Origin of the sequence: Burkholderia lata (assembly GCF_000012945.1) — a bacterium.
Lineage (GTDB): Bacteria > Pseudomonadota > Gammaproteobacteria > Burkholderiales > Burkholderiaceae > Burkholderia > Burkholderia lata.
Window position 1 is genome coordinate 3,465,463 of sequence record NC_007510.1, and the last position, 16,326, is coordinate 3,481,788.

A 16,326-nucleotide genomic window follows, 5' to 3' on the forward strand; every position below is an offset into this window, starting at 1 on the left:
CTGTTTCAGACTGTCAGTATTCGGGACGCGCCATACTGCGCGAGGTGGCTGTCTGCCGTGACGAGCAGCAGCGGTTCACACCACGCTTGTGCAACGAGCAACCGGTCGAACGGGTCGCCATGATGGTGTGGCAGATGACGCACGGCGGCGCCATGCGTGGCCCTGACCGGTAGCTCGCGATACTTGCTCGTCTTGATCTCACCGACGAGCAGATCCACGTCGACGTCCAGCTTTCCCTTCCCGGCTTTGATCGCCATTTCCCAGATGCTCGCGCTGCTGACGAACACGACATCGGCGCAGGTGATCAGCCTGCGCGCACGTACGCTTAGTTTTGGATCATCACCCCACATCCACAGGAAGATGTGCGTATCGATCAACAACCGCATTACTTCCCTTCGAACTCGGCCAATTCTTCGGCGGAGAGGGGCGCATCGAAGTCGTCGGCAATCCATATCTGCCCCTTGAGGGCGCCGAACCGATGGATGGGTTCAAGCGGCACCAGCCGGACCGACTGTTTGCCGTCCTGCGCAATCACGACGCGTTCGCCCGCGATCGCGGCATCGAGCAGCCGCTGCAGATCGAGCGCGGCTTCGGGGACAGTGGCAACTTGCATGATGGGCTCCATTGAGTGAGCCACCATTGTCACGACCTTCGCTCCGTTCCTCCAATAGGCCGATTGTCCAGCCGAGCGCATACGTGTCGATCGATGTCACGCCGCCAGCGCCGCCCGCGCTCCCTCCGTCGCATCCTGCACCGCCTGCGTCACGATCCGCGCGAGCCGATCGACGGTCGGCGTCGCCGACGACGTGCGTCGCAGCAAAATCAGCGGCAAACTCGGCAGGGCCGGCAGCCCGCACGAAGCCGCATCGAGCACGCGCACCGACGCGGGCAGCCCGTACTGCGAGCGCACCGTCAGCCCGAGGCCGGCTGCCGCCGCGGCCCATAGCCCGGCGAGACTCGGTGTCGTGAACGCGACGCGCCACGGCACGCCTGCGCGATCGAGCGCGCCAGTCGCCGCGCCGAAGAACCGGCACGGCCGGTCGAACACGACGAGCGGCAGCGGCTCGCCCGGCACGCGCACCGCACGGCCGCCCGTTTCGTCCGCTCCGCCTTCCACGCGCTCCTCCGCACCGCCACCCGGCATGCCGAAGCCACCCGCTGCCCCGACCCACTGCATCGGCACCTGCGCGATCGCTTCGCTCTCGATCCCCGCGCGCGCCACCAGCGCCGCCGACGCCGGATCGCCCCACACCAGCGCGAGATCGAGCTGGTTCGCATCCAGCCGGTCGAGCAGGTCGGCATTGCGCGCCACGCGTGCCTCGATCCGCACCTTCGGATGTGCGCGCGCGAACCGCCCGAGCACATCGGGCAGGATCGCCTCGCCGAAATCCTCCTGCAGCCCGACGCGCACCCAGCCGTCGAGATTCATGCCGCGCACGGCCGCGGCCGCCTCGTCGTTCAGCTCGATCATCCGCCGCGCATAGCGCAGCATCGCGTCGCCAGCGTCGGTCAGCGCGAGCCCGCGCCCGGACTTCACGAACAGCGGCGTGCCGGCCTGCTCCTCGAGCTTGCGGATCTGCGCGCTCACCGCCGACGACGAGCGCGCGACGCGGTCGGCCGCCTTCGCAAAACTGCCGAGATCCACCCCCGCGACGAGACTGCGCAGCGCCGCCACGTCGAAGTTGGGCCGGGCCAGCGTGGCATCGGCCAGCGCGAGCGACTCGCCGTCGTCGCGCGGAATGTCTTGTCCTGACATATCAACCATCCTGTTTTATCGAACGATTCATCAAGAACTTTCCGATTTTCAGGATGAATGTAGGTGGCCAGACTGTCGATGTCAATTTCCAACCGGGCCTGCCGTCATGGATACCTCGTACGTCGCTTCCCCCTCCTCGCCAGCCCGCGATGCGCGCGGCCCGGCCCATCGCTGGCGCGTGCTGGCCGCCGGCGTCGCCGCGAACATGAGCTTCTCGGCCGCGGCGGCCGGCATTCCGACCACGGCCGTGTGGATGCGCACGGCCTATCACCTCGACAACGGCGCACTCGGCCTCGTGCTCGGCGCGCTCGGCTTCGGCGTCGCGCTGTCCGAGCTGCCGTGGGGGATGGCCGCCGACCGCTTCGGCGACCGCCGCGTGCTGCTCGCCGGGCTCGTCGCGACGGCCGCGATGTTCGCGCTGATGATGTGCACGATCGTGCCGACCGCACACGGCGTGCCGCCGCTGGCGCGGGTCGTCGTGGCGATGTGCTGTGTCGGCCTGCTCGGCGGCAGCGTGAACGGATCGAGCGGACGCGCGGTGATGCGCTGGTTCGGCGAGCGCGAACGCGGGCTCGCGATGAGCATCCGCCAGACGGCCGTGCCGCTCGGCGGCGGTGTCGGCGCGGCGCTGCTGCCGTCGCTCGCTTCGCACCTGGGCTTCGCCGCGGTCTTCGGCACGCTGATGCTGCTGTGCGCGGGATCGGCCGCGCTGACCTGGCGCTGGCTGCACGAACCGCCGCCCGCACCGGCCACCGTGGACGTCGCTGCAACACGTGCGCCCGAGCAACCGCATCGTGCGGCCCCGCGCACCCGCGGCCCGCTGACGAGCGGCCCGGTATGGCGCATCGTGCTCGGCATCGGCGCGCTGTGCACGCCGCAGTTCGCGGTGCTCACGTTCGCGACGGTGTTCCTGCACGACTTCGGCCGGCTCGGCCTTGCCGGCATCAGCGCGGCGATGGTCGTACTGCAGCTCGGCGCGATGGTGACGCGCGTCTGGAGCGGCCGCCATACCGACCGGCACGGCAACCGGCGCGCGTACCTGCGCCGTTCGGTGCTCGTCGCGGCCGGGTCGTTCGCGCTGCTCGCCGCGGCAACGGCCGGCAGCCCGCACGTGCCGCTCGCCGCGATCGTCGTGATGCTCGTGTTCGCCGGCATCTGCGTGTCGGCGTGGCACGGCGTCGCGTACACGGAGCTCGCGACGCTTGCGGGTGCGAACCACGCGGGCACCGCGCTCGGGATGGCGAACACGGTCTGCTATCTCGGGCTGTTCGCGACGCCGCTCGCGATCCCGCCGCTGCTCGCCGCAAGCACCTGGAGCGTCGTGTGGCTCGTGGCCGCGCTGATCGCGGGCGCCACCTATCCGCTGTTCGCCGCGCGCTAGCGGCCGTGCGTTGCCCGCGGGCATCGCGGCGCCCGCCGCGACGCCCAAGCTTGCGTCAGGCCGCTTCGCGCGCCAGCGCGCGTCGGGCGGCCGGTCGTTCGGCCTCGCGCTGCGCGTGGGCCGTCCACGCAGGATACCGCGTCATGTCGAGCCCGATCGCGACACCCCAGCGATACAGCACGAACAGGAACGGATCGACGATCGAATGCGCGCCCGGCTCGGCCCACGGGCGGCCGTCGGCGAGCGCTGCTTCGATCGTTTCGTTCGCGGCTTCGATCGTGCGTCGCCCGTGCGCGCTGACCTCACCGTGCAGGGCCGGATCGCCGATGAAGCGGCCCGGCCGCCACAGCGCGCCATAGCCGACGCCATGCACCCAGCCGACCAGCCAGGCGAGCCACTCGTGGCACCGAGCCTCGCGCAGCGGATCGCCGAGCGGCAGCAATTGCGCATCCGGGTAACGGCGCGCGAGATACGTGAGGATTGCGGGCGTTTCGGTCAGCACGTGCGGCTCGCCCGGAATCGCGAGTACCGGCACGCGCGCCTTCGCGTTGATCGCGAGATAGTGCGCTTCGAGGTTCTGCTGCTGCTGCACGGAGACGATCTCGACGTCGAACGGTGCGCCGGTTTCCTCCAGCGCGATGTGGGCGGCAAGCGAGCAGGCGCCTGGCGAAAGATAGAGACGATAGGCGTTCATGGTGGTGTGGCCCGACGGGGCTGTGGAAGACGGAACCGAGTGTAGGAACGCGTGCATGCCCGCCGCAAACGATGAATTGTCGTGCTCGGGCATTAGTGTTACTAATACCCGCATGCGACGCATCCACCTTCCTCCGCTGCAGACGCTGCGCGCGTTCGAGACCGCCGTGCGGCTGCAGAGCTTCACGCGTGCGGCCGACGAACTCGCGCTCACGCAAGGCGCCGTCAGCCAGCACATCCGCGCACTCGAGGCGCAGCTCGGCTATCCGCTCTTCACGCGCGAGCGTAACGGCGCGACGCCGACGCACGCCGCGCACGCGCTCGCACTGCAGGTGCGCCAGGGCCTCAGCGTGCTCGAGCGCGCGTTCGAGCCGGCACTCTCCGTACGCAGCCGCCCGCGCACCGGCGACGTCACGCTGAACGTCAGCGTGCTGCCGAGCGTCGCCGAGCGCTGGCTTGCGCCGCGCCTGCCGCGCTTCTCGGCCGCGCATCCGCACATCGCGATCGCGCTGCACCCGGACGTGGCGCTTGCGCCGCTGCGCAAGCGCGACCGCATCGACGTCGCGCTGCGCTACGGGCCCGGCACGTGGCCGGGCGTCGTCGCCGAGAAGCTGATGAACGAGACGATCTTTCCGGTGGCGAGCCCCACGTACCGCAATCGCGACGGCGTCGCGCCGCGCGCGCCGGCGGATCTCGTGCGCGCGACGCTGTTGCGCCATCCCGCGCAACCGTGGGAACCGTGGCTCCAGGCCGCGCGGCTCGACCTCACGGAATCCGCACGCGCGCCGCGTTTCACCGATGCAAATGCGCTGATCGACGCGACGCTGAAGGGGCGCGGCGTCGCACTCGCGCGCCGCTCGCTGATCGAGCCCGAACTCGCGAACGGCACGCTCGTGCGCGTATCGACGGTGCGCGTGACCGACGTGTATGCGCACTACGTCGTGTGGCGCCCGGGCCATCCACATGAAGCGGCGATCCGCACCTGGCTGGACTGGCTGCGCAGCGAGGTGCGGCGACGCACACCGCGTCGCTGAGGCCACGCGATCGGCCGCACACGTCCATCATGAACGGTCAAGCCACCGTGGACGCGCGCGTGCATTGCATCGCGCACCCGGGTAAAAGTGCCCGGCCCGCATCATCCACCGGGAAATATTGCATCCCTTCGACCGCGCGAAAGTACTTGGTCAGGATATCGAAAGCATTCCGCGATCACGTGCCGGTCGCAAACGATTCACCGAAACGTCGCATCGCATCGGCATACTCGAAAACGTTTCCCGATCAGCCTGCCAGGAGAGAAGTCATGCGTTGCGTTTCCGTCGTCGTCGTTCTTTGTGCCGCCGCTTTCGTCGCCGCCTGCAGTGACGACGCGCCGCACGACGCACACGCGACCGACGCTTCGCAGCAGGCCGGCGCATCGGCCGGCTCCGCCAGCGCATTCAACAACGACGCAGCCGCGAATTCCGCCGCGTCCGATGCCGCGCCGCTCGCGCCGCCCGTCGTGCACTACCCGCCCGATGACGACGACGACGCGAAGCCCGCGGCAAATGCTGCGAACGCAGCCGCGTCGAGTGTTGCAGCGTCGTCACCCGGCTGATCCCTCCGCTTCCGTCCCCCGACCGCAGCAGAACCGAGGTGAAATAACATGACGTCATCGAGCCGCCGCCGTTTCCTGCATACCGTCGCACAATCCGCGGGCGCCGCCGTCGCGCTCAATGCCTTCCCCGAATCGATCCGCCGCGCGCTCGCGATTCCCGCCGCGCGCGGCACCGGCACGATCCGCGATGTCGAGCACATCGTCGTGTTCATGCAGGAAAACCGCTCGTTCGATCATTACTTCGGACACCTGCGCGGCGTGCGCGGCTACAACGACCGCTTCCCGATCCCGCTGCCGAACGGCAAGCCGGTGTGGTACCAGCCGTCGAAGGCCGACCCGGGCAAGCCGGTGCTGCCGTTCCGGCTGAACACGCTGACGACGAGCGCGCAGTGCGTCGGCGACCTCGACCACTCGTGGTACAAGACGCACGCGGCGATCGACGGTGGCCGCTACGACCAGTGGCCCGCGAACAAGACCGACATGACGATGGGCTATCACGTGCGCGAGGACATCCCGTTCCACTACGCGCTCGCCGATGCGTTCACCGTGTGCGACAACTACTTCTGCTCGCTGCCGGGGCCGACGCACCCGAACCGCTCGTACCTGATGACGGGCACCGTCGACCCGACCGGCAAGTTCGGCGGCCCGCTGCTCGACAACAGCGACTATGTCGACGGCGACGGGCCGCCCGCCTACCAGCTGCTGTCGTGGACGACCTTTCCCGAGCGTCTCGAAGCACACGGCGTGTCGTGGCAGATCTACCAGCAGGGCACGACGGGCAACGATCCGTACAACGGCAACTACGGCACGAACGTGCTGCAGAACTTCGCGAACTTCATCAACGCGAAGCCCGGTTCGTCGCTGTACCAGCGCGCGCAGACGGTGCGCACACTCGACAACCTGAAGGACGACGTGATCAACGACCGGCTGCCGCAGGTGTCGTGGCTGTGCCCGCCCGCGGCGTTCTCCGAGCATCCGAAATACACGCCCGCGTACGGCGCGAACTACACGTCGCAGATCCTCGATGCGCTCACGTCGAACCCGGACGTATGGCGCAAGACCGTGCTGTTCATCATGTACGACGAGAACGACGGCTTCTTCGACCACGTCGTGCCGCCGCAGCCGCCGACGTCGGCCGCGCAGGGCGCATCGACCGTCACGACCGACGGCGAGCTGCACACGGTCGTGAACCCCGGTCGCGGCGGCAGCTACACGGCCGACGGCCTGCCGTACGGCCTCGGGCCGCGCGTGCCGATGACGGTCGTGTCGCCGTGGACGAAAGGCGGCTTCGTGTGCTCGCAGGTGTTCGACCACACGTCGGTGATCCGCTTCATCGGCGAGCGTTTCGGCATCGACGAACCGAACATCACGCCGTGGCGTCGCACGGTGTGCGGCGACCTCACCGCCGCCTTCGACTTCCGCTCGTCCGACGCATCGTTCCCGCCGCTGCCCGACACGAGCCAGTACCGCTCGATCGCCGACCAGCAGTGCACGTCGCAGCCCGCGCCGACGGTGCCCGCGACGCCGTCGCCGATCGACCCGCAGGAGCCCGGCGTGCGGCCGGCACGTGCGCTGCCGTACGAGTTGCACGTGAACGCAAGCATTGATGGCGGCACCAGGCTGCGCATCGAGTTCGCGAACCGCGGCAACCAGGGCGCGCATTTTCACGTGTATTCGACGAACCGCACCGACGGCCCGTGGCGCTATACGGTGGGCGCGCGCCGCGTGCTACATGCGGACTTCGACCTGACCGTGACGAACGGGGCATATACGTTCTCGGTGTACGGGCCGAACGGCTTCGTGCGCGTGTTCTCGGGCAACGTGTCGGCCCCGGCCGCGCCGCATCGCAACCCGGCGCAGCCGGAAGTGAAGGCCGGCTACGACGTCGCGAACGGCAACCTGTACCTGAAGCTGCGCAACCCTGGCGGGGCCCACGTCACGCTGACGCTGACCGACAACGCGTACGGTGCGCCTTCGCGGCAAGTCACGCTGCATGGCGGCGACGAGCGCGTCGAGCAGTGGGCGCTCGCGGCGAGCCACCAATGGTATGACGTGACGGTGAGCGACGGCGCGGCCGGTACCTTCTCGCGCCGTTTCGCGGGCCACGTCGAGAACGGCCGGCCGAGCTATTCGGATCCGGCGGCGGTACAGCCCGTCTCCGCGGCGTAAGCGCGACGGCGCGGTGTGGCACGGCACCCGCCGTGCCGCCCGCCCGGTGTCAGACCGCGTGCGCGAGCGCGCGGTCGACGAGTGCGGCTTCGAAGCCGTCGTCTGCGTCGCGAAAGCGCAGCGGTGCCGCGCAGTGGACGAGCGTGTCGATGAAGTACTTGGCGCGCGGCCACGGCCCGAAGCCGGCCGCGGTATTGATGTGTCCGGCGTCACCGAGGTTCACGAACGCGCTGCCCAGGTGCTGCGCGAGCGTGCGAGCGTCTCCGAGCGGCATCCACGGATCGGTCTCGCTACCGATCACGATCGACGGCACGGCGAGCCGGCGCGCGTCGAACGGCCCGGCAAACGTGAATTTCTTCGGACTGGCGGGCGCGACGAGCAGCACGCCCGCGACGTCGCCCGTATGCGGCCGCTGCGCGAGCGCATGCGCGGCCGCGAGGCAACCGAAGCTGTGCGCGGCCAGCACGAACGGGCCGCGTTCGCGGTCGAGCAAGGCGCGCACCGATTGCGCCCAGCGCGCGAGATCGGGCGCGTCCCAGTCGTCCTGCTCGACGCGCAGCGCGCGCGGGAACTGGCGTTCGAGCCAGGTCTGCCAGTGAGCGCCTTCGCTGCCGTGCAGGCCCGGAACGGTCACGAGCCGCGGCGGCCACGCCGATTTGCTGCATGCGCGCATGATTGCCCTCGCTTGCTTGAAGACGGGATTCGATTGTGGCGCGGCGCCCCCGGCGGCCGAACCAATATTTTGTGCTTTGCTTTTGCGTGGGGCGGCCATCCGGCGGACGGCGCCCCGGGGACGGCCATCCCCGGATCGCTACCCAAAGCGGCCGCCCACGCCCGTCTCCGGCCCCGCGCACCGGCGCGCGATGCGCCGCGAGACCGTAGAATGTGGGCTTCCCGTCAGCTTCACACGGAACCGGGGCCGGGCGTCGACGCGTCGGGCGCCCGGTCGTCAGGAGACGCCCGATGTCCGCTACGCCCGCCGGCGCGCTGCGCCCGGCCCCGCTCGCCGTTCCCGTGACGCGCCTCGCCGGCGCGCGCGCCGTCATCCAATGAAGATCCTGTTCCACTCCCCGCACCAGGAAGCCAGCGCGTGGCGCGACGAGATCGCGCATGCGCTGCCGGAAGCCGAATTGCGCGCGTGGCAGCCGGGCGACACGGCCGCCGCCGACTACGCGCTCGTCTGGCGCGCGCCGCGCGAATTCTTCGCCCCGCGCGACGGCCTGCGCGCGATCTTCAACCTCGGCGCCGGCGTCGACGCGCTGCTCGCGCTCGAGCACGCGCATCCGGGCACGCTGCCGCGGCACGTACCGCTCGTGCGGCTGGAAGATTCGGGCATGGCGCAGCAGATGGTCGAATACGTGGCGCACGCGGTGCTGCGCTACCTGCGCCGCTTCGACGAATACGAAGTGCTGCAGCGCGAGCGGCGCTGGCAGCCGCTCGAACCGCATGCGCGCGCACGCTTCACCGTCGCCGTGCTCGGCCTCGGCGTGCTCGGCGCGCAGGTCGCGCGCGCGCTCGCCGCGCTCGGCCTGCCCGTGCGCGGCTACAGCCGCAGCGCGAAGCAGCTCGACGGCGTCACGACCTTCGCCGGCGAAGGCGCATTCGATGCGTGCATCGACGGCGCAAAGGTGCTCGTCAACCTGCTGCCGAGCACGCCCGACACCGACGGCATCCTGTCGTCGCGCGCGTTCGCGCGGCTCGCGCCCGGTGCGTATGTCGTCAACGTCGCACGCGGCGCGCACCTCGTAGAAGCCGATCTGCTCGACGCACTCTCGAGCGGCCAGGTAGCCGCCGCGACGCTCGACGTGTTCCATCGCGAGCCGCTGCCGGAAGACCATCCGTTCTGGCACGCGCCGCGCATCACGATCACGCCGCACAGCTCGGCCGAGACGCTGCGCGACGAGGCCATCGCGCAGATCGCCGGCAAGATCCGCGCGCTCGAGCGCGGCGAGCGCGTCGGCGGCATCGTCGACTACGCACGCGGCTACTGAACCTACAAGCAAACCAGGAGACAACCATGACGTTCCCCACCGCCGTCAAGATCGTCGAAGTCGGCCCGCGCGACGGGCTGCAGAACGAGAAGACCTTCGTGCCGACCGACGTGAAGATCGCACTCGTCGACCGGCTGTCGCACGCCGGCTTCCGCAACGTCGAGGCCGCGTCGTTCGTGTCGCCGAAATGGGTGCCTCAGATGGCCGACGGCGCCGACGTGATGGCCGGCATCGAGCGCCGCGCGGGCACCGTATATTCGGTGCTCACGCCGAACCTGAAGGGCTTCGAGAATGCGGTCGCCGCGCGCGCCGACGAGGTCGTGATCTTCGGCGCGGCGAGCGAGGCGTTCTCGCAGCGGAACATCAACTGCAGCATCGCCGAAAGCATCGCGCGCTTCGAGCCCGTCGCGAAGGCGGCGAAGGATGCGGGTCTGCGGCTGCGCGGCAGCGTGTCGTGCACGCTCGGCTGCCCGTACCAGGGTGAAGTGCCGGTCGCATCGGTCGTCGACGTCGTCGAGCGCTTCGCGGCACTCGGCTGCGACGAGATCGACATCGCCGACACGATCGGCGTCGGTACGCCGAAGCGCACGCGCGAAGTGCTCGCGGCCGTCACGCGCGTGTTCCCGCGCGAACGCCTGTCGGGCCACTTCCACGACACCTACGGCCAGGCGCTCGCGAACATCTACGCGGCGCTGTTCGAAGGGATCGAGATCTTCCACGCGTCGGTCGCCGGCCTCGGCGGCTGCCCGTACGCGAAGGGTGCGACAGGCAACGTCGCGACCGAGGACGTGCTGTACCTGATGCAAGGCCTCGGCATCGACACCGGCATCGATCTCGCGGAGGTCGTCGCCGCCGGCGACTTCATCTCGAACGCGATCGGCCGCGCGAACGTGTCGCGCGCCGGTCGCGCACTGCTCGCCAAGGCGCAGAGCGCGGCCGACGCCGCGAATTGCGTATGACCCCGGTATTCGACGGATTCCTCAACATGACGACACCTGCTTCATTCGATTCCCTCCCCGATTCCGCGCGACGCGTCGCGCTGCTGCTGCGCGAGCGCGGCCATGCGAAAGGCATCGTGATGCTCGCCGACACCGGCAAGACGTCGGCCGAGGCCGCAGCCGGGCTAGGCTGCTCGGTCGCGCAGATCGCGAAGTCGATCCTGTTTCGCCGGCAGTCGGACGGCGTGCCGGTGCTCGTGATCGCGAGCGGCGTCAATCGCGTCGACGAGAAGAAGGTTGCCGCGCAAGTCGGTGCGGTCGGCCGCGCGGACGCGAAGTTCGTGCGCGACAACACCGGCTATGCGATCGGCGGCGTCTGCCCGATCGGCCACCTCGTCGAACCCGTCACGCTGATCGACGCCGACCTGCTCGAGCTCGACAGTCTGTGGGCGGCCGCCGGCCATCCGCACGCGGTGTTCAACCTGTCGCCGAACGAACTCGTGTCGCTGACGGGCGCGCCGGTCGCGGACGTCGCGTTGCGGGAGCCCGCATGAGCGACGTGCCGGTGACGGTGCCGGTCGGCACGGTCGCGTCGCCGTGCACCGATGTATGCCGGATCGATCCGCGCACCGACTGGTGCGCGGGTTGCCTGCGCACGCGCGACGAGATCAAGGGGTGGCGTGCGTCGGACGACGACGCGCGGCGCGCGCTGCTCGCGCGGCTCGATGCGCGGCGGCGTCTGCTGGCGAGAAGCGGCGCATAAAAAAAAGCCGTTCAGCCTGACGGGCGAACGGCATGAGATCGGAATCCTGTGAACGTGATCAACGTCACAGCCCGCATCATACGAGCGACGCGGCCGCATCGCATCGGGTGTTTCCCTACAACTTCTTACAGCATATTCCACGCGTGCGTGCGCACGGCTTCTGCTCGCAATACGCGTTCCCGAAATACGCCTTCGATGAACCGCTGCACCGCCCCGCCGCGGCGCCGAATCGTACGACCGTTTCAGTTGCCGACGGCCGCGCGACGGGCGGGCACGATGCGCCAGCCGAGATTCACGCCGGCCGCCGCGAGCAGGATCAGCAGCGCGCCGGCCACCTGCGTCCACGCGAGCGTCTGCCCGAACGCGACGTGATCGACGACGATTGCGACGACCGGATAGACGAACGACAGCGCGCCGGTCATCGCGGTCGGCAGCTTCTGGATCGCGCCGTACAGCAGCACATACATCAACCCCGTGTTCACGACGCCCAGCACGACGAGGTCGAGCCACTGCCCGGCGCTCGTCGGCAACGTGCCGAAGTGCGCGAACGGCGCGAGCAGCAGGACACCGAGGCCGGCCTGCAGCAGCGCGAGCAGGTGCGGCGGCGTGCCCTTCAGGTGCTTCGTGACGATCGACGAAATCGCATACAGAAAGGCGGCACCGAGCGACAGCGCGACACCTTCCAGATATTCGCCCGGCACCGCGAGCACGGCCGGCTCGACGCGCACCACCGCGACGAGCCCGACGAAGGCGAGCGCGAGCCACGCGACCGTCGACGCGGTAATCCGCTCGCGGAACACGATCGCGCCGAGCGCGACGAGCATGAACGGCTGCGTGTTGTAGACGGCGGTCGCCATCGAGATCGACGCACGCGAATAGGCGGCGAACAGCAGCAGCCAGTTCGCGACGATCGCGACGCTGCCGAGCGTCGCCAGCGCGAGCATCCGCGGCGAGAACAGCGCGCGGCGCAGGAACCCGAACGCCGCGCAGACGATCGCGAGCGTCGCGGCGCCGAACAGGCAGCGGAAGAACACGACGTTCGTCAGCGGCTGCTGCGAAGACATCACGAGCCAGCCGATCGTGCCGGACATCATCATCGCGACGACCATCTCGGCGGCGCCGCGGCGAATTTCATTCGAAGCCATCGTGAACTCCGTTCAGAAGAGTGGATGACTTCGATTCTAGAAACTTGCTTTCACGGCAACCACGGCTAAACTGAAGTGAATCGACCGATTCACCTTCGAAAGCAAAGCGATCATGCCGAAACGCCTTTCCCCGCCTGCCGTCGCGTCGCTCGACGCGACCGACCGCGCGATCCTCGCGGCGCTGGCCGACGACGCGCGCATCGCGACCAGCGAACTCGCCCGGCAGATCGGGCTGTCGGCGCCCGCGACGGCCGACCGCGTGCGGCGGCTCGAAGCGCAAGGCGTGATTGCCGCGTTCACCGTCGAGCTCGACCCGCGCGCGCTCGGCTACACGCTGCAGGCGATCGTCCGAGTCAAGCCGCTGCCCGGCCAGCTACATCTCGTCGAAGAGATGCTGCGACGGATTCCCGAATTCGTGGAGTGCGACAAGGTCACCGGCGACGACTGCTTCATCTGCCGGCTCTACCTGCGCACGATCGCGCACCTCGACGACATCCTGTCGAAAGTGACGGAGCGCGCCGAGACGAGCACCGCGATCGTGAAATCGACGCCGGTGCCGCGCCGGCTGCCGCCGCTCGTCGAAGACGACGGCGCGCACCGCTGACTGGCGGGTACACGCGCCGCCCGCGTGCCCGCGCGCAGCGTCACGCAGCCGCGTCGCGCGCCTCGAAGAAGGCCAACAGTTCGTCGATCAGCGCGACAGGCGCCTCTTCCGGAATGTAGTGCCCGCACTCGAGCGCACGACCGCTGACGTCGCGCGCAACGCGGCGCCATTCGTCGAGCGGATCGAAGCAACGGCCGACGATGCCGTGCTCGCCCCACAGCACGCGCAGCGGACACGCGACCTTGTTGCCACGCTCGAGATCCGCACGGTCGTGCTCGAGATCGATCGTCGCGGATGCGCGGTAGTCCTCGCACATCGCATGCACGGCGCCCGGCTGCGCGAGCGCGGCCCGGTACGCGGCGAGCGCCTCGGGCGCGAACGGCGCGAGCCCGGCGGACCGGTTGCCCATCACGCGCTCGATGTACGCATCGGTATGCGCGCCGACCAGCGTTTCGGGCAGCGGCTCTGGCTGGATCAGGAAGAACCAGTGGAAATACGCGGTCGCGAACGCGCGATCGGTTTTCTCGTACATCGCGAGCGTCGGTGCGATGTCGAGCAGCATCATCCGCTCGACGGCGTCCGCGTGATCGAGCGCCAGCCGGTGCGCGACCCGCGCGCCGCGATCGTGCGCGCACACATGGAAGTGCTCGAAGCCGAAATGCCGCATCACGGCGACCTGGTCGGCCGCCATCGCACGTTTCGAATACGGCGCATGCTGCGCGTCGCTCGGCGGCTTGCCCGACGCGCCGTAACCGCGCAGGTCGGTGGCAATCACCGTGAAATGATTCGCGAGCGTCGCGGCAACGCGATGCCAGATCATGTGGGTTTGCGGATGTCCGTGCAGCAACAGGAGCGGCGGACCCGCGCCTCCTTTGACACCGAAAATGTCGGTGTCCTGCACCGTCACGCGAAACGGTGCAAACGCCTCAAACGACATGGTTTGTTTCTCGTTGGTTTGTTATGGCGGCTATTTTAGGAGCGCTTGCGCCTCTGCACAGCGGGGCAACAGCCAGAATCCCTAGAAAGAGAACACTCACTCGATTGCCGGCACACCGCGCATTTTGTTAAGCTCGCGTAGAATCGCACGATCGTTCGTATTAATAAGAGCGACCTCGTTTCGCAGCTACACTCGAATCACCGTTCGACCGCAAAGCATGGCGTCGGCGCGACCGCGCGGCCGCCCCTGGAGACTGGAGACATCACATGGCATTGCCCACCGTCCTGCAGAACCTGACGCTGCCCGTCATCGCGTCGCCGATGTTCATCGTCAGCTACCCCGAACTCGTGCTCGCGCAATGCAAGGCGGGCATCGTCGGTTCGTTCCCCGCACTCAACGCCCGTCCGGCCGAACTGCTCGACGAGTGGCTCACGCAGATCCAGTCCGAACTCGCCGACCACCAGGCAAAAAATCCCGACGCGGTGATCGGCCCGATCGCGGTCAACCAGATCGTCCATCAGTCGAATGCGCGGCTCGAGCACGACGTGCGCGTGTGCGTCGAGCACAAGGTGCCGATCTTCATCACGAGCCTGCGCGCACCGGCGCGCGAGATCGTCGACGCGGTGCACAGCTACGGCGGCATCGTGCTGCACGACGTGATCAACCTGCGTCACGCGCAGAAGGCGCTCGAAGCCGGCGTCGACGGGCTGATCCTCGTCGCGGCCGGCGCAGGCGGCCATGCGGGCACGACGTCGCCGTTCGCGCTCGTCGGCGAAGTCCGCAAGGTCTTCGACGGCCCGATCGTGCTGTCCGGTGCGATCGCGAACGGCGGCTCGATCCTCGCGGCGCAGGCGATGGGCGCCGACTTCGCGTACATGGGCACGCGCTTCATCGCGACGCAGGAAGCGCACGCGATCGATGACTACAAGCACGCGATCGTGAACGCGAAATCGTCGGACATCATCTACACGAACCTCTTCACGGGCGTGCACGGCAACTACATCCGCGAGAGCATCGAGAAGGCCGGCCTCGATCCGGAGGCACTGCCGGAATCCGACAAGACCAAGATGAATTTCGGCAGCGACAAGACGAAGGCGTGGAAGGACATCTGGGGTGCAGGCCAGGGTGTCGGCCTGATGGACGACCTGCCGAGCGTCGGCGCACTCGTCGAGCGCCTGAAGCGCGAGTACGACGACGCGAAGGCGCGGCTCGGCATTCCGCGCTGACGAATGCGGCGGCCATCACGGCCGCCGCCGGCACGCATTCCGTCGGACCAAACAAAAAGCGCGAACCGCAGCGGTTCGCGCTTTTTTATTGCCCCACTGCCACGGGAAAGACGGCTCAGACCGCGCGCTTCATCCGCGTGATCGGCAGCACGCGCAGGCGCGATTCGATCGACGGGCACAGCGACTGCCCTTCGAAACGCGCCGCCAGGAAATCGACGAACGACCGCACCTTCGCGGACACGTGACGACGGCTCGCGTAGACCGCATAGATCGGCGCTTCGTGCGGCGGCACCGCATCGAGCAGCACCGGCACGAGCCGGCCGGACTCGATGTCGTCGCCGACCACCTCGGTGCCGAGCAGCGCGATGCCCGCGCCCGCGAGCACGGCCGCACGCAGCCCTTCGAGATGATTGACGATCAGGTTGCCGTTGAGGTTCACGCGCGACGCGGCGGCCGCGTCGATCACCAGCGAGTCGAGCATCGTCGAATTCGAGTCGCGCCGCAGGTAGTTGTGATGCGCGAGATCGGCGATCGTCGCGGGCGTGCCGTGCTTCTCGAGATACTCGGGCGACGCGACCAGCAGGATGTGCGCGGTCGCAATCTGCCGCGCAACCAGCGACGACGATTTCAATCCGTTCGGCGCCGCACGCACCGCGACGTCGTAGCCTTCCTCGATCAGGTCGACCACGCGATCGGACAGCGTCATGTCGACGGTCACGTCCGGGAACCGGCCCGCATAATCGGTGACGGCCTGCATCACGTGCCGCAGCCCGAATGCCGATAGCGACGTGACGCGCAGCCTGCCTTGCGGCACCACGCTCGCGGCGCCGACGGCCTGCCCGGCTTCGTCGAGTTCAGACAGCGCCTGCACGAGGCGCTCATAGTATTCGCGTCCTGCCTCGGTAGGGGCGACGCGTCGTGTCGTGCGATGCAGCAGCCGCGCACCGAGCTGCTGCTCGAGATGCATCACGTGCTTGCTCGCCATCGCAGCCGACATCTGCATGCGCTCGGCCGCGCCGACGAAGCTGCCCACTTCGACGACGTAGCGAAACACATTCATGCTGACGAGGGTATCCATCGAACTAGCTCGTAATGACGGGGGAATGGTCCAATTACGAGATAGGGTAAC

18 protein-coding genes are annotated in these 16,326 nt (G+C 68.6%); 10 read left to right on the forward strand and 8 right to left on the reverse strand.

Going from position 1 to position 16,326, the window contains the following annotated elements; translation table 11 throughout:
* Positions 1–5: 5 nt before the first annotated feature.
* The 3 genes from BCEP18194_RS21650 to BCEP18194_RS21660 all read right to left on the reverse strand — a co-directional run bounded on the left by BCEP18194_RS21650 (position 6) and on the right by BCEP18194_RS21660 (position 1,756).
* Positions 6–386: a type II toxin-antitoxin system VapC family toxin gene (locus tag BCEP18194_RS21650; RefSeq protein WP_011353399.1), complete on the reverse strand. Its 381-nt coding sequence runs from the start codon at positions 384–386 to the stop codon at positions 6–8.
* Positions 386–613, reverse strand: coding sequence for a type II toxin-antitoxin system Phd/YefM family antitoxin (locus BCEP18194_RS21655; RefSeq protein ID WP_041493132.1), 228 nt, complete (start codon positions 611–613; stop codon positions 386–388). Before BCEP18194_RS21655 ends, BCEP18194_RS21650 begins: the two co-directional genes overlap by 1 nt.
* Before the next feature lie 96 nt (positions 614–709).
* Positions 710–1,756 carry a LysR substrate-binding domain-containing protein gene (locus BCEP18194_RS21660; protein WP_011353401.1) on the reverse strand — a complete coding sequence of 349 codons (1,047 nt, stop codon included), beginning with the start codon at positions 1,754–1,756 and terminating at the stop codon, positions 710–712.
* Between the two features lie 106 nt (positions 1,757–1,862).
* Between BCEP18194_RS21660 and BCEP18194_RS21665 the strand changes: the two genes are divergently transcribed.
* On the forward strand, positions 1,863–3,137 hold the full coding sequence (locus BCEP18194_RS21665; RefSeq protein WP_011353402.1) for an MFS transporter: 1,275 nt from the start codon (positions 1,863–1,865) through the stop codon (positions 3,135–3,137).
* A 55-nt stretch (positions 3,138–3,192) separates the two neighbouring features.
* On the opposite strand, the gene BCEP18194_RS21670 is transcribed toward BCEP18194_RS21665, so the two are convergent.
* Positions 3,193–3,831, reverse strand: a complete 639-nt coding sequence (locus BCEP18194_RS21670; RefSeq protein WP_011353403.1) for a glutathione S-transferase family protein — start codon at positions 3,829–3,831, stop codon at positions 3,193–3,195.
* A gap of 112 nt (positions 3,832–3,943) precedes the next feature.
* On the opposite strand from BCEP18194_RS21670, the gene BCEP18194_RS21675 reads away from it, so the two are divergent.
* The 3 genes from BCEP18194_RS21675 (at position 3,944) to BCEP18194_RS21685 (ending at position 7,593) form a co-directional block, all read left to right on the forward strand.
* Entirely contained in the window at positions 3,944–4,864 is a 921-nt protein-coding gene (locus tag BCEP18194_RS21675; RefSeq protein WP_011353404.1) for a LysR substrate-binding domain-containing protein, read from the forward strand.
* A 266-nt stretch (positions 4,865–5,130) separates the two neighbouring features.
* Entirely contained in the window at positions 5,131–5,424 is a 294-nt protein-coding gene (locus BCEP18194_RS21680) for a hypothetical protein (protein ID WP_041492974.1), read from the forward strand.
* Between the two features lie 48 nt (positions 5,425–5,472).
* Positions 5,473–7,593 carry a phosphocholine-specific phospholipase C gene (locus tag BCEP18194_RS21685; protein ID WP_011353406.1) on the forward strand — a complete coding sequence of 707 codons (2,121 nt, stop codon included), beginning with the start codon at positions 5,473–5,475 and terminating at the stop codon, positions 7,591–7,593.
* Between the two features lie 49 nt (positions 7,594–7,642).
* On the opposite strand, the gene BCEP18194_RS21690 is transcribed toward BCEP18194_RS21685, so the two are convergent.
* Positions 7,643–8,266, reverse strand: a complete 624-nt coding sequence (locus BCEP18194_RS21690; RefSeq protein WP_011353407.1) for an RBBP9/YdeN family alpha/beta hydrolase — start codon at positions 8,264–8,266, stop codon at positions 7,643–7,645.
* Between the two features lie 376 nt (positions 8,267–8,642).
* Here BCEP18194_RS21690 and BCEP18194_RS21695 point away from each other — a divergent pair, with 376 nt between their 5' ends.
* Genes BCEP18194_RS21695 through BCEP18194_RS21710 form a run of 4 tightly spaced genes read left to right on the forward strand, consistent with a single transcriptional unit; the run spans position 8,643 to position 11,285 of the window.
* Positions 8,643–9,584, forward strand: a complete 942-nt coding sequence (locus BCEP18194_RS21695; protein WP_011353408.1) for a 2-hydroxyacid dehydrogenase — start codon at positions 8,643–8,645, stop codon at positions 9,582–9,584.
* A gap of 26 nt (positions 9,585–9,610) precedes the next feature.
* Positions 9,611–10,543, forward strand: coding sequence for a hydroxymethylglutaryl-CoA lyase (locus BCEP18194_RS21700; protein ID WP_011353409.1), 933 nt, complete (start codon positions 9,611–9,613; stop codon positions 10,541–10,543).
* Positions 10,544–10,569: 26 nt separating this feature from the next.
* A complete protein-coding gene (locus tag BCEP18194_RS21705) occupies positions 10,570–11,076 on the forward strand; it encodes a YbaK/EbsC family protein (protein WP_041493133.1) in 507 nt (168 codons plus the stop codon).
* Entirely contained in the window at positions 11,073–11,285 is a 213-nt protein-coding gene (locus tag BCEP18194_RS21710) for a DUF1289 domain-containing protein (RefSeq protein WP_011353411.1), read from the forward strand. The genes BCEP18194_RS21705 and BCEP18194_RS21710 overlap by 4 nt, the downstream gene beginning before the upstream one ends.
* A gap of 242 nt (positions 11,286–11,527) precedes the next feature.
* On the opposite strand, the gene BCEP18194_RS21715 is transcribed toward BCEP18194_RS21710, so the two are convergent.
* On the reverse strand, positions 11,528–12,430 hold the full coding sequence (locus tag BCEP18194_RS21715) for a DMT family transporter (RefSeq protein WP_011353412.1): 903 nt from the start codon (positions 12,428–12,430) through the stop codon (positions 11,528–11,530).
* Positions 12,431–12,542: 112 nt separating this feature from the next.
* Between BCEP18194_RS21715 and BCEP18194_RS21720 the strand changes: the two genes are divergently transcribed.
* Complete coding sequence (locus BCEP18194_RS21720; protein WP_011353413.1) at positions 12,543–13,034, forward strand: Lrp/AsnC family transcriptional regulator; 492 nt, start codon at positions 12,543–12,545, stop codon at positions 13,032–13,034.
* 40 nt (positions 13,035–13,074) lie between these two features.
* On the opposite strand, the gene BCEP18194_RS21725 is transcribed toward BCEP18194_RS21720, so the two are convergent.
* The gene (locus tag BCEP18194_RS21725; RefSeq protein WP_011353414.1) at positions 13,075–13,971 is read right to left on the reverse strand and encodes an alpha/beta fold hydrolase; all 897 of its coding nucleotides are present in this window, start codon (positions 13,969–13,971) and stop codon (positions 13,075–13,077) included.
* 266 nt (positions 13,972–14,237) lie between these two features.
* On the opposite strand from BCEP18194_RS21725, the gene BCEP18194_RS21730 reads away from it, so the two are divergent.
* Positions 14,238–15,197, forward strand: coding sequence for an NAD(P)H-dependent flavin oxidoreductase (locus BCEP18194_RS21730; protein WP_011353415.1), 960 nt, complete (start codon positions 14,238–14,240; stop codon positions 15,195–15,197).
* Positions 15,198–15,312: 115 nt separating this feature from the next.
* On the opposite strand, the gene BCEP18194_RS21735 is transcribed toward BCEP18194_RS21730, so the two are convergent.
* On the reverse strand, positions 15,313–16,275 hold the full coding sequence (locus tag BCEP18194_RS21735) for a LysR family transcriptional regulator (RefSeq protein ID WP_011353416.1): 963 nt from the start codon (positions 16,273–16,275) through the stop codon (positions 15,313–15,315).
* Positions 16,276–16,326 lie beyond the last annotated feature (51 nt).

Coding starts and splice junctions, on each gene's coding strand:
- BCEP18194_RS21650 (WP_011353399.1), bottom strand. CDS start 386: ATGCGGTTGTTGATCGATACGCACATCTTCCTGTGGATGTGGGGTGAT.
- BCEP18194_RS21655 (WP_041493132.1), bottom strand. CDS start 613: ATGCAAGTTGCCACTGTCCCCGAAGCCGCGCTCGATCTGCAGCGGCTG.
- BCEP18194_RS21660 (WP_011353401.1), bottom strand. CDS start 1,756: ATGTCAGGACAAGACATTCCGCGCGACGACGGCGAGTCGCTCGCGCTG.
- BCEP18194_RS21665 (WP_011353402.1), top strand. CDS start 1,863: ATGGATACCTCGTACGTCGCTTCCCCCTCCTCGCCAGCCCGCGATGCG.
- BCEP18194_RS21670 (WP_011353403.1), bottom strand. CDS start 3,831: ATGAACGCCTATCGTCTCTATCTTTCGCCAGGCGCCTGCTCGCTTGCC.
- BCEP18194_RS21675 (WP_011353404.1), top strand. CDS start 3,944: ATGCGACGCATCCACCTTCCTCCGCTGCAGACGCTGCGCGCGTTCGAG.
- BCEP18194_RS21680 (WP_041492974.1), top strand. CDS start 5,131: ATGCGTTGCGTTTCCGTCGTCGTCGTTCTTTGTGCCGCCGCTTTCGTC.
- BCEP18194_RS21685 (WP_011353406.1), top strand. CDS start 5,473: ATGACGTCATCGAGCCGCCGCCGTTTCCTGCATACCGTCGCACAATCC.
- BCEP18194_RS21690 (WP_011353407.1), bottom strand. CDS start 8,266: ATGCGCGCATGCAGCAAATCGGCGTGGCCGCCGCGGCTCGTGACCGTT.
- BCEP18194_RS21695 (WP_011353408.1), top strand. CDS start 8,643: ATGAAGATCCTGTTCCACTCCCCGCACCAGGAAGCCAGCGCGTGGCGC.
- BCEP18194_RS21700 (WP_011353409.1), top strand. CDS start 9,611: ATGACGTTCCCCACCGCCGTCAAGATCGTCGAAGTCGGCCCGCGCGAC.
- BCEP18194_RS21705 (WP_041493133.1), top strand. CDS start 10,570: ATGACGACACCTGCTTCATTCGATTCCCTCCCCGATTCCGCGCGACGC.
- BCEP18194_RS21710 (WP_011353411.1), top strand. CDS start 11,073: ATGAGCGACGTGCCGGTGACGGTGCCGGTCGGCACGGTCGCGTCGCCG.
- BCEP18194_RS21715 (WP_011353412.1), bottom strand. CDS start 12,430: ATGGCTTCGAATGAAATTCGCCGCGGCGCCGCCGAGATGGTCGTCGCG.
- BCEP18194_RS21720 (WP_011353413.1), top strand. CDS start 12,543: ATGCCGAAACGCCTTTCCCCGCCTGCCGTCGCGTCGCTCGACGCGACC.
- BCEP18194_RS21725 (WP_011353414.1), bottom strand. CDS start 13,971: ATGTCGTTTGAGGCGTTTGCACCGTTTCGCGTGACGGTGCAGGACACC.
- BCEP18194_RS21730 (WP_011353415.1), top strand. CDS start 14,238: ATGGCATTGCCCACCGTCCTGCAGAACCTGACGCTGCCCGTCATCGCG.
- BCEP18194_RS21735 (WP_011353416.1), bottom strand. CDS start 16,275: ATGGATACCCTCGTCAGCATGAATGTGTTTCGCTACGTCGTCGAAGTG.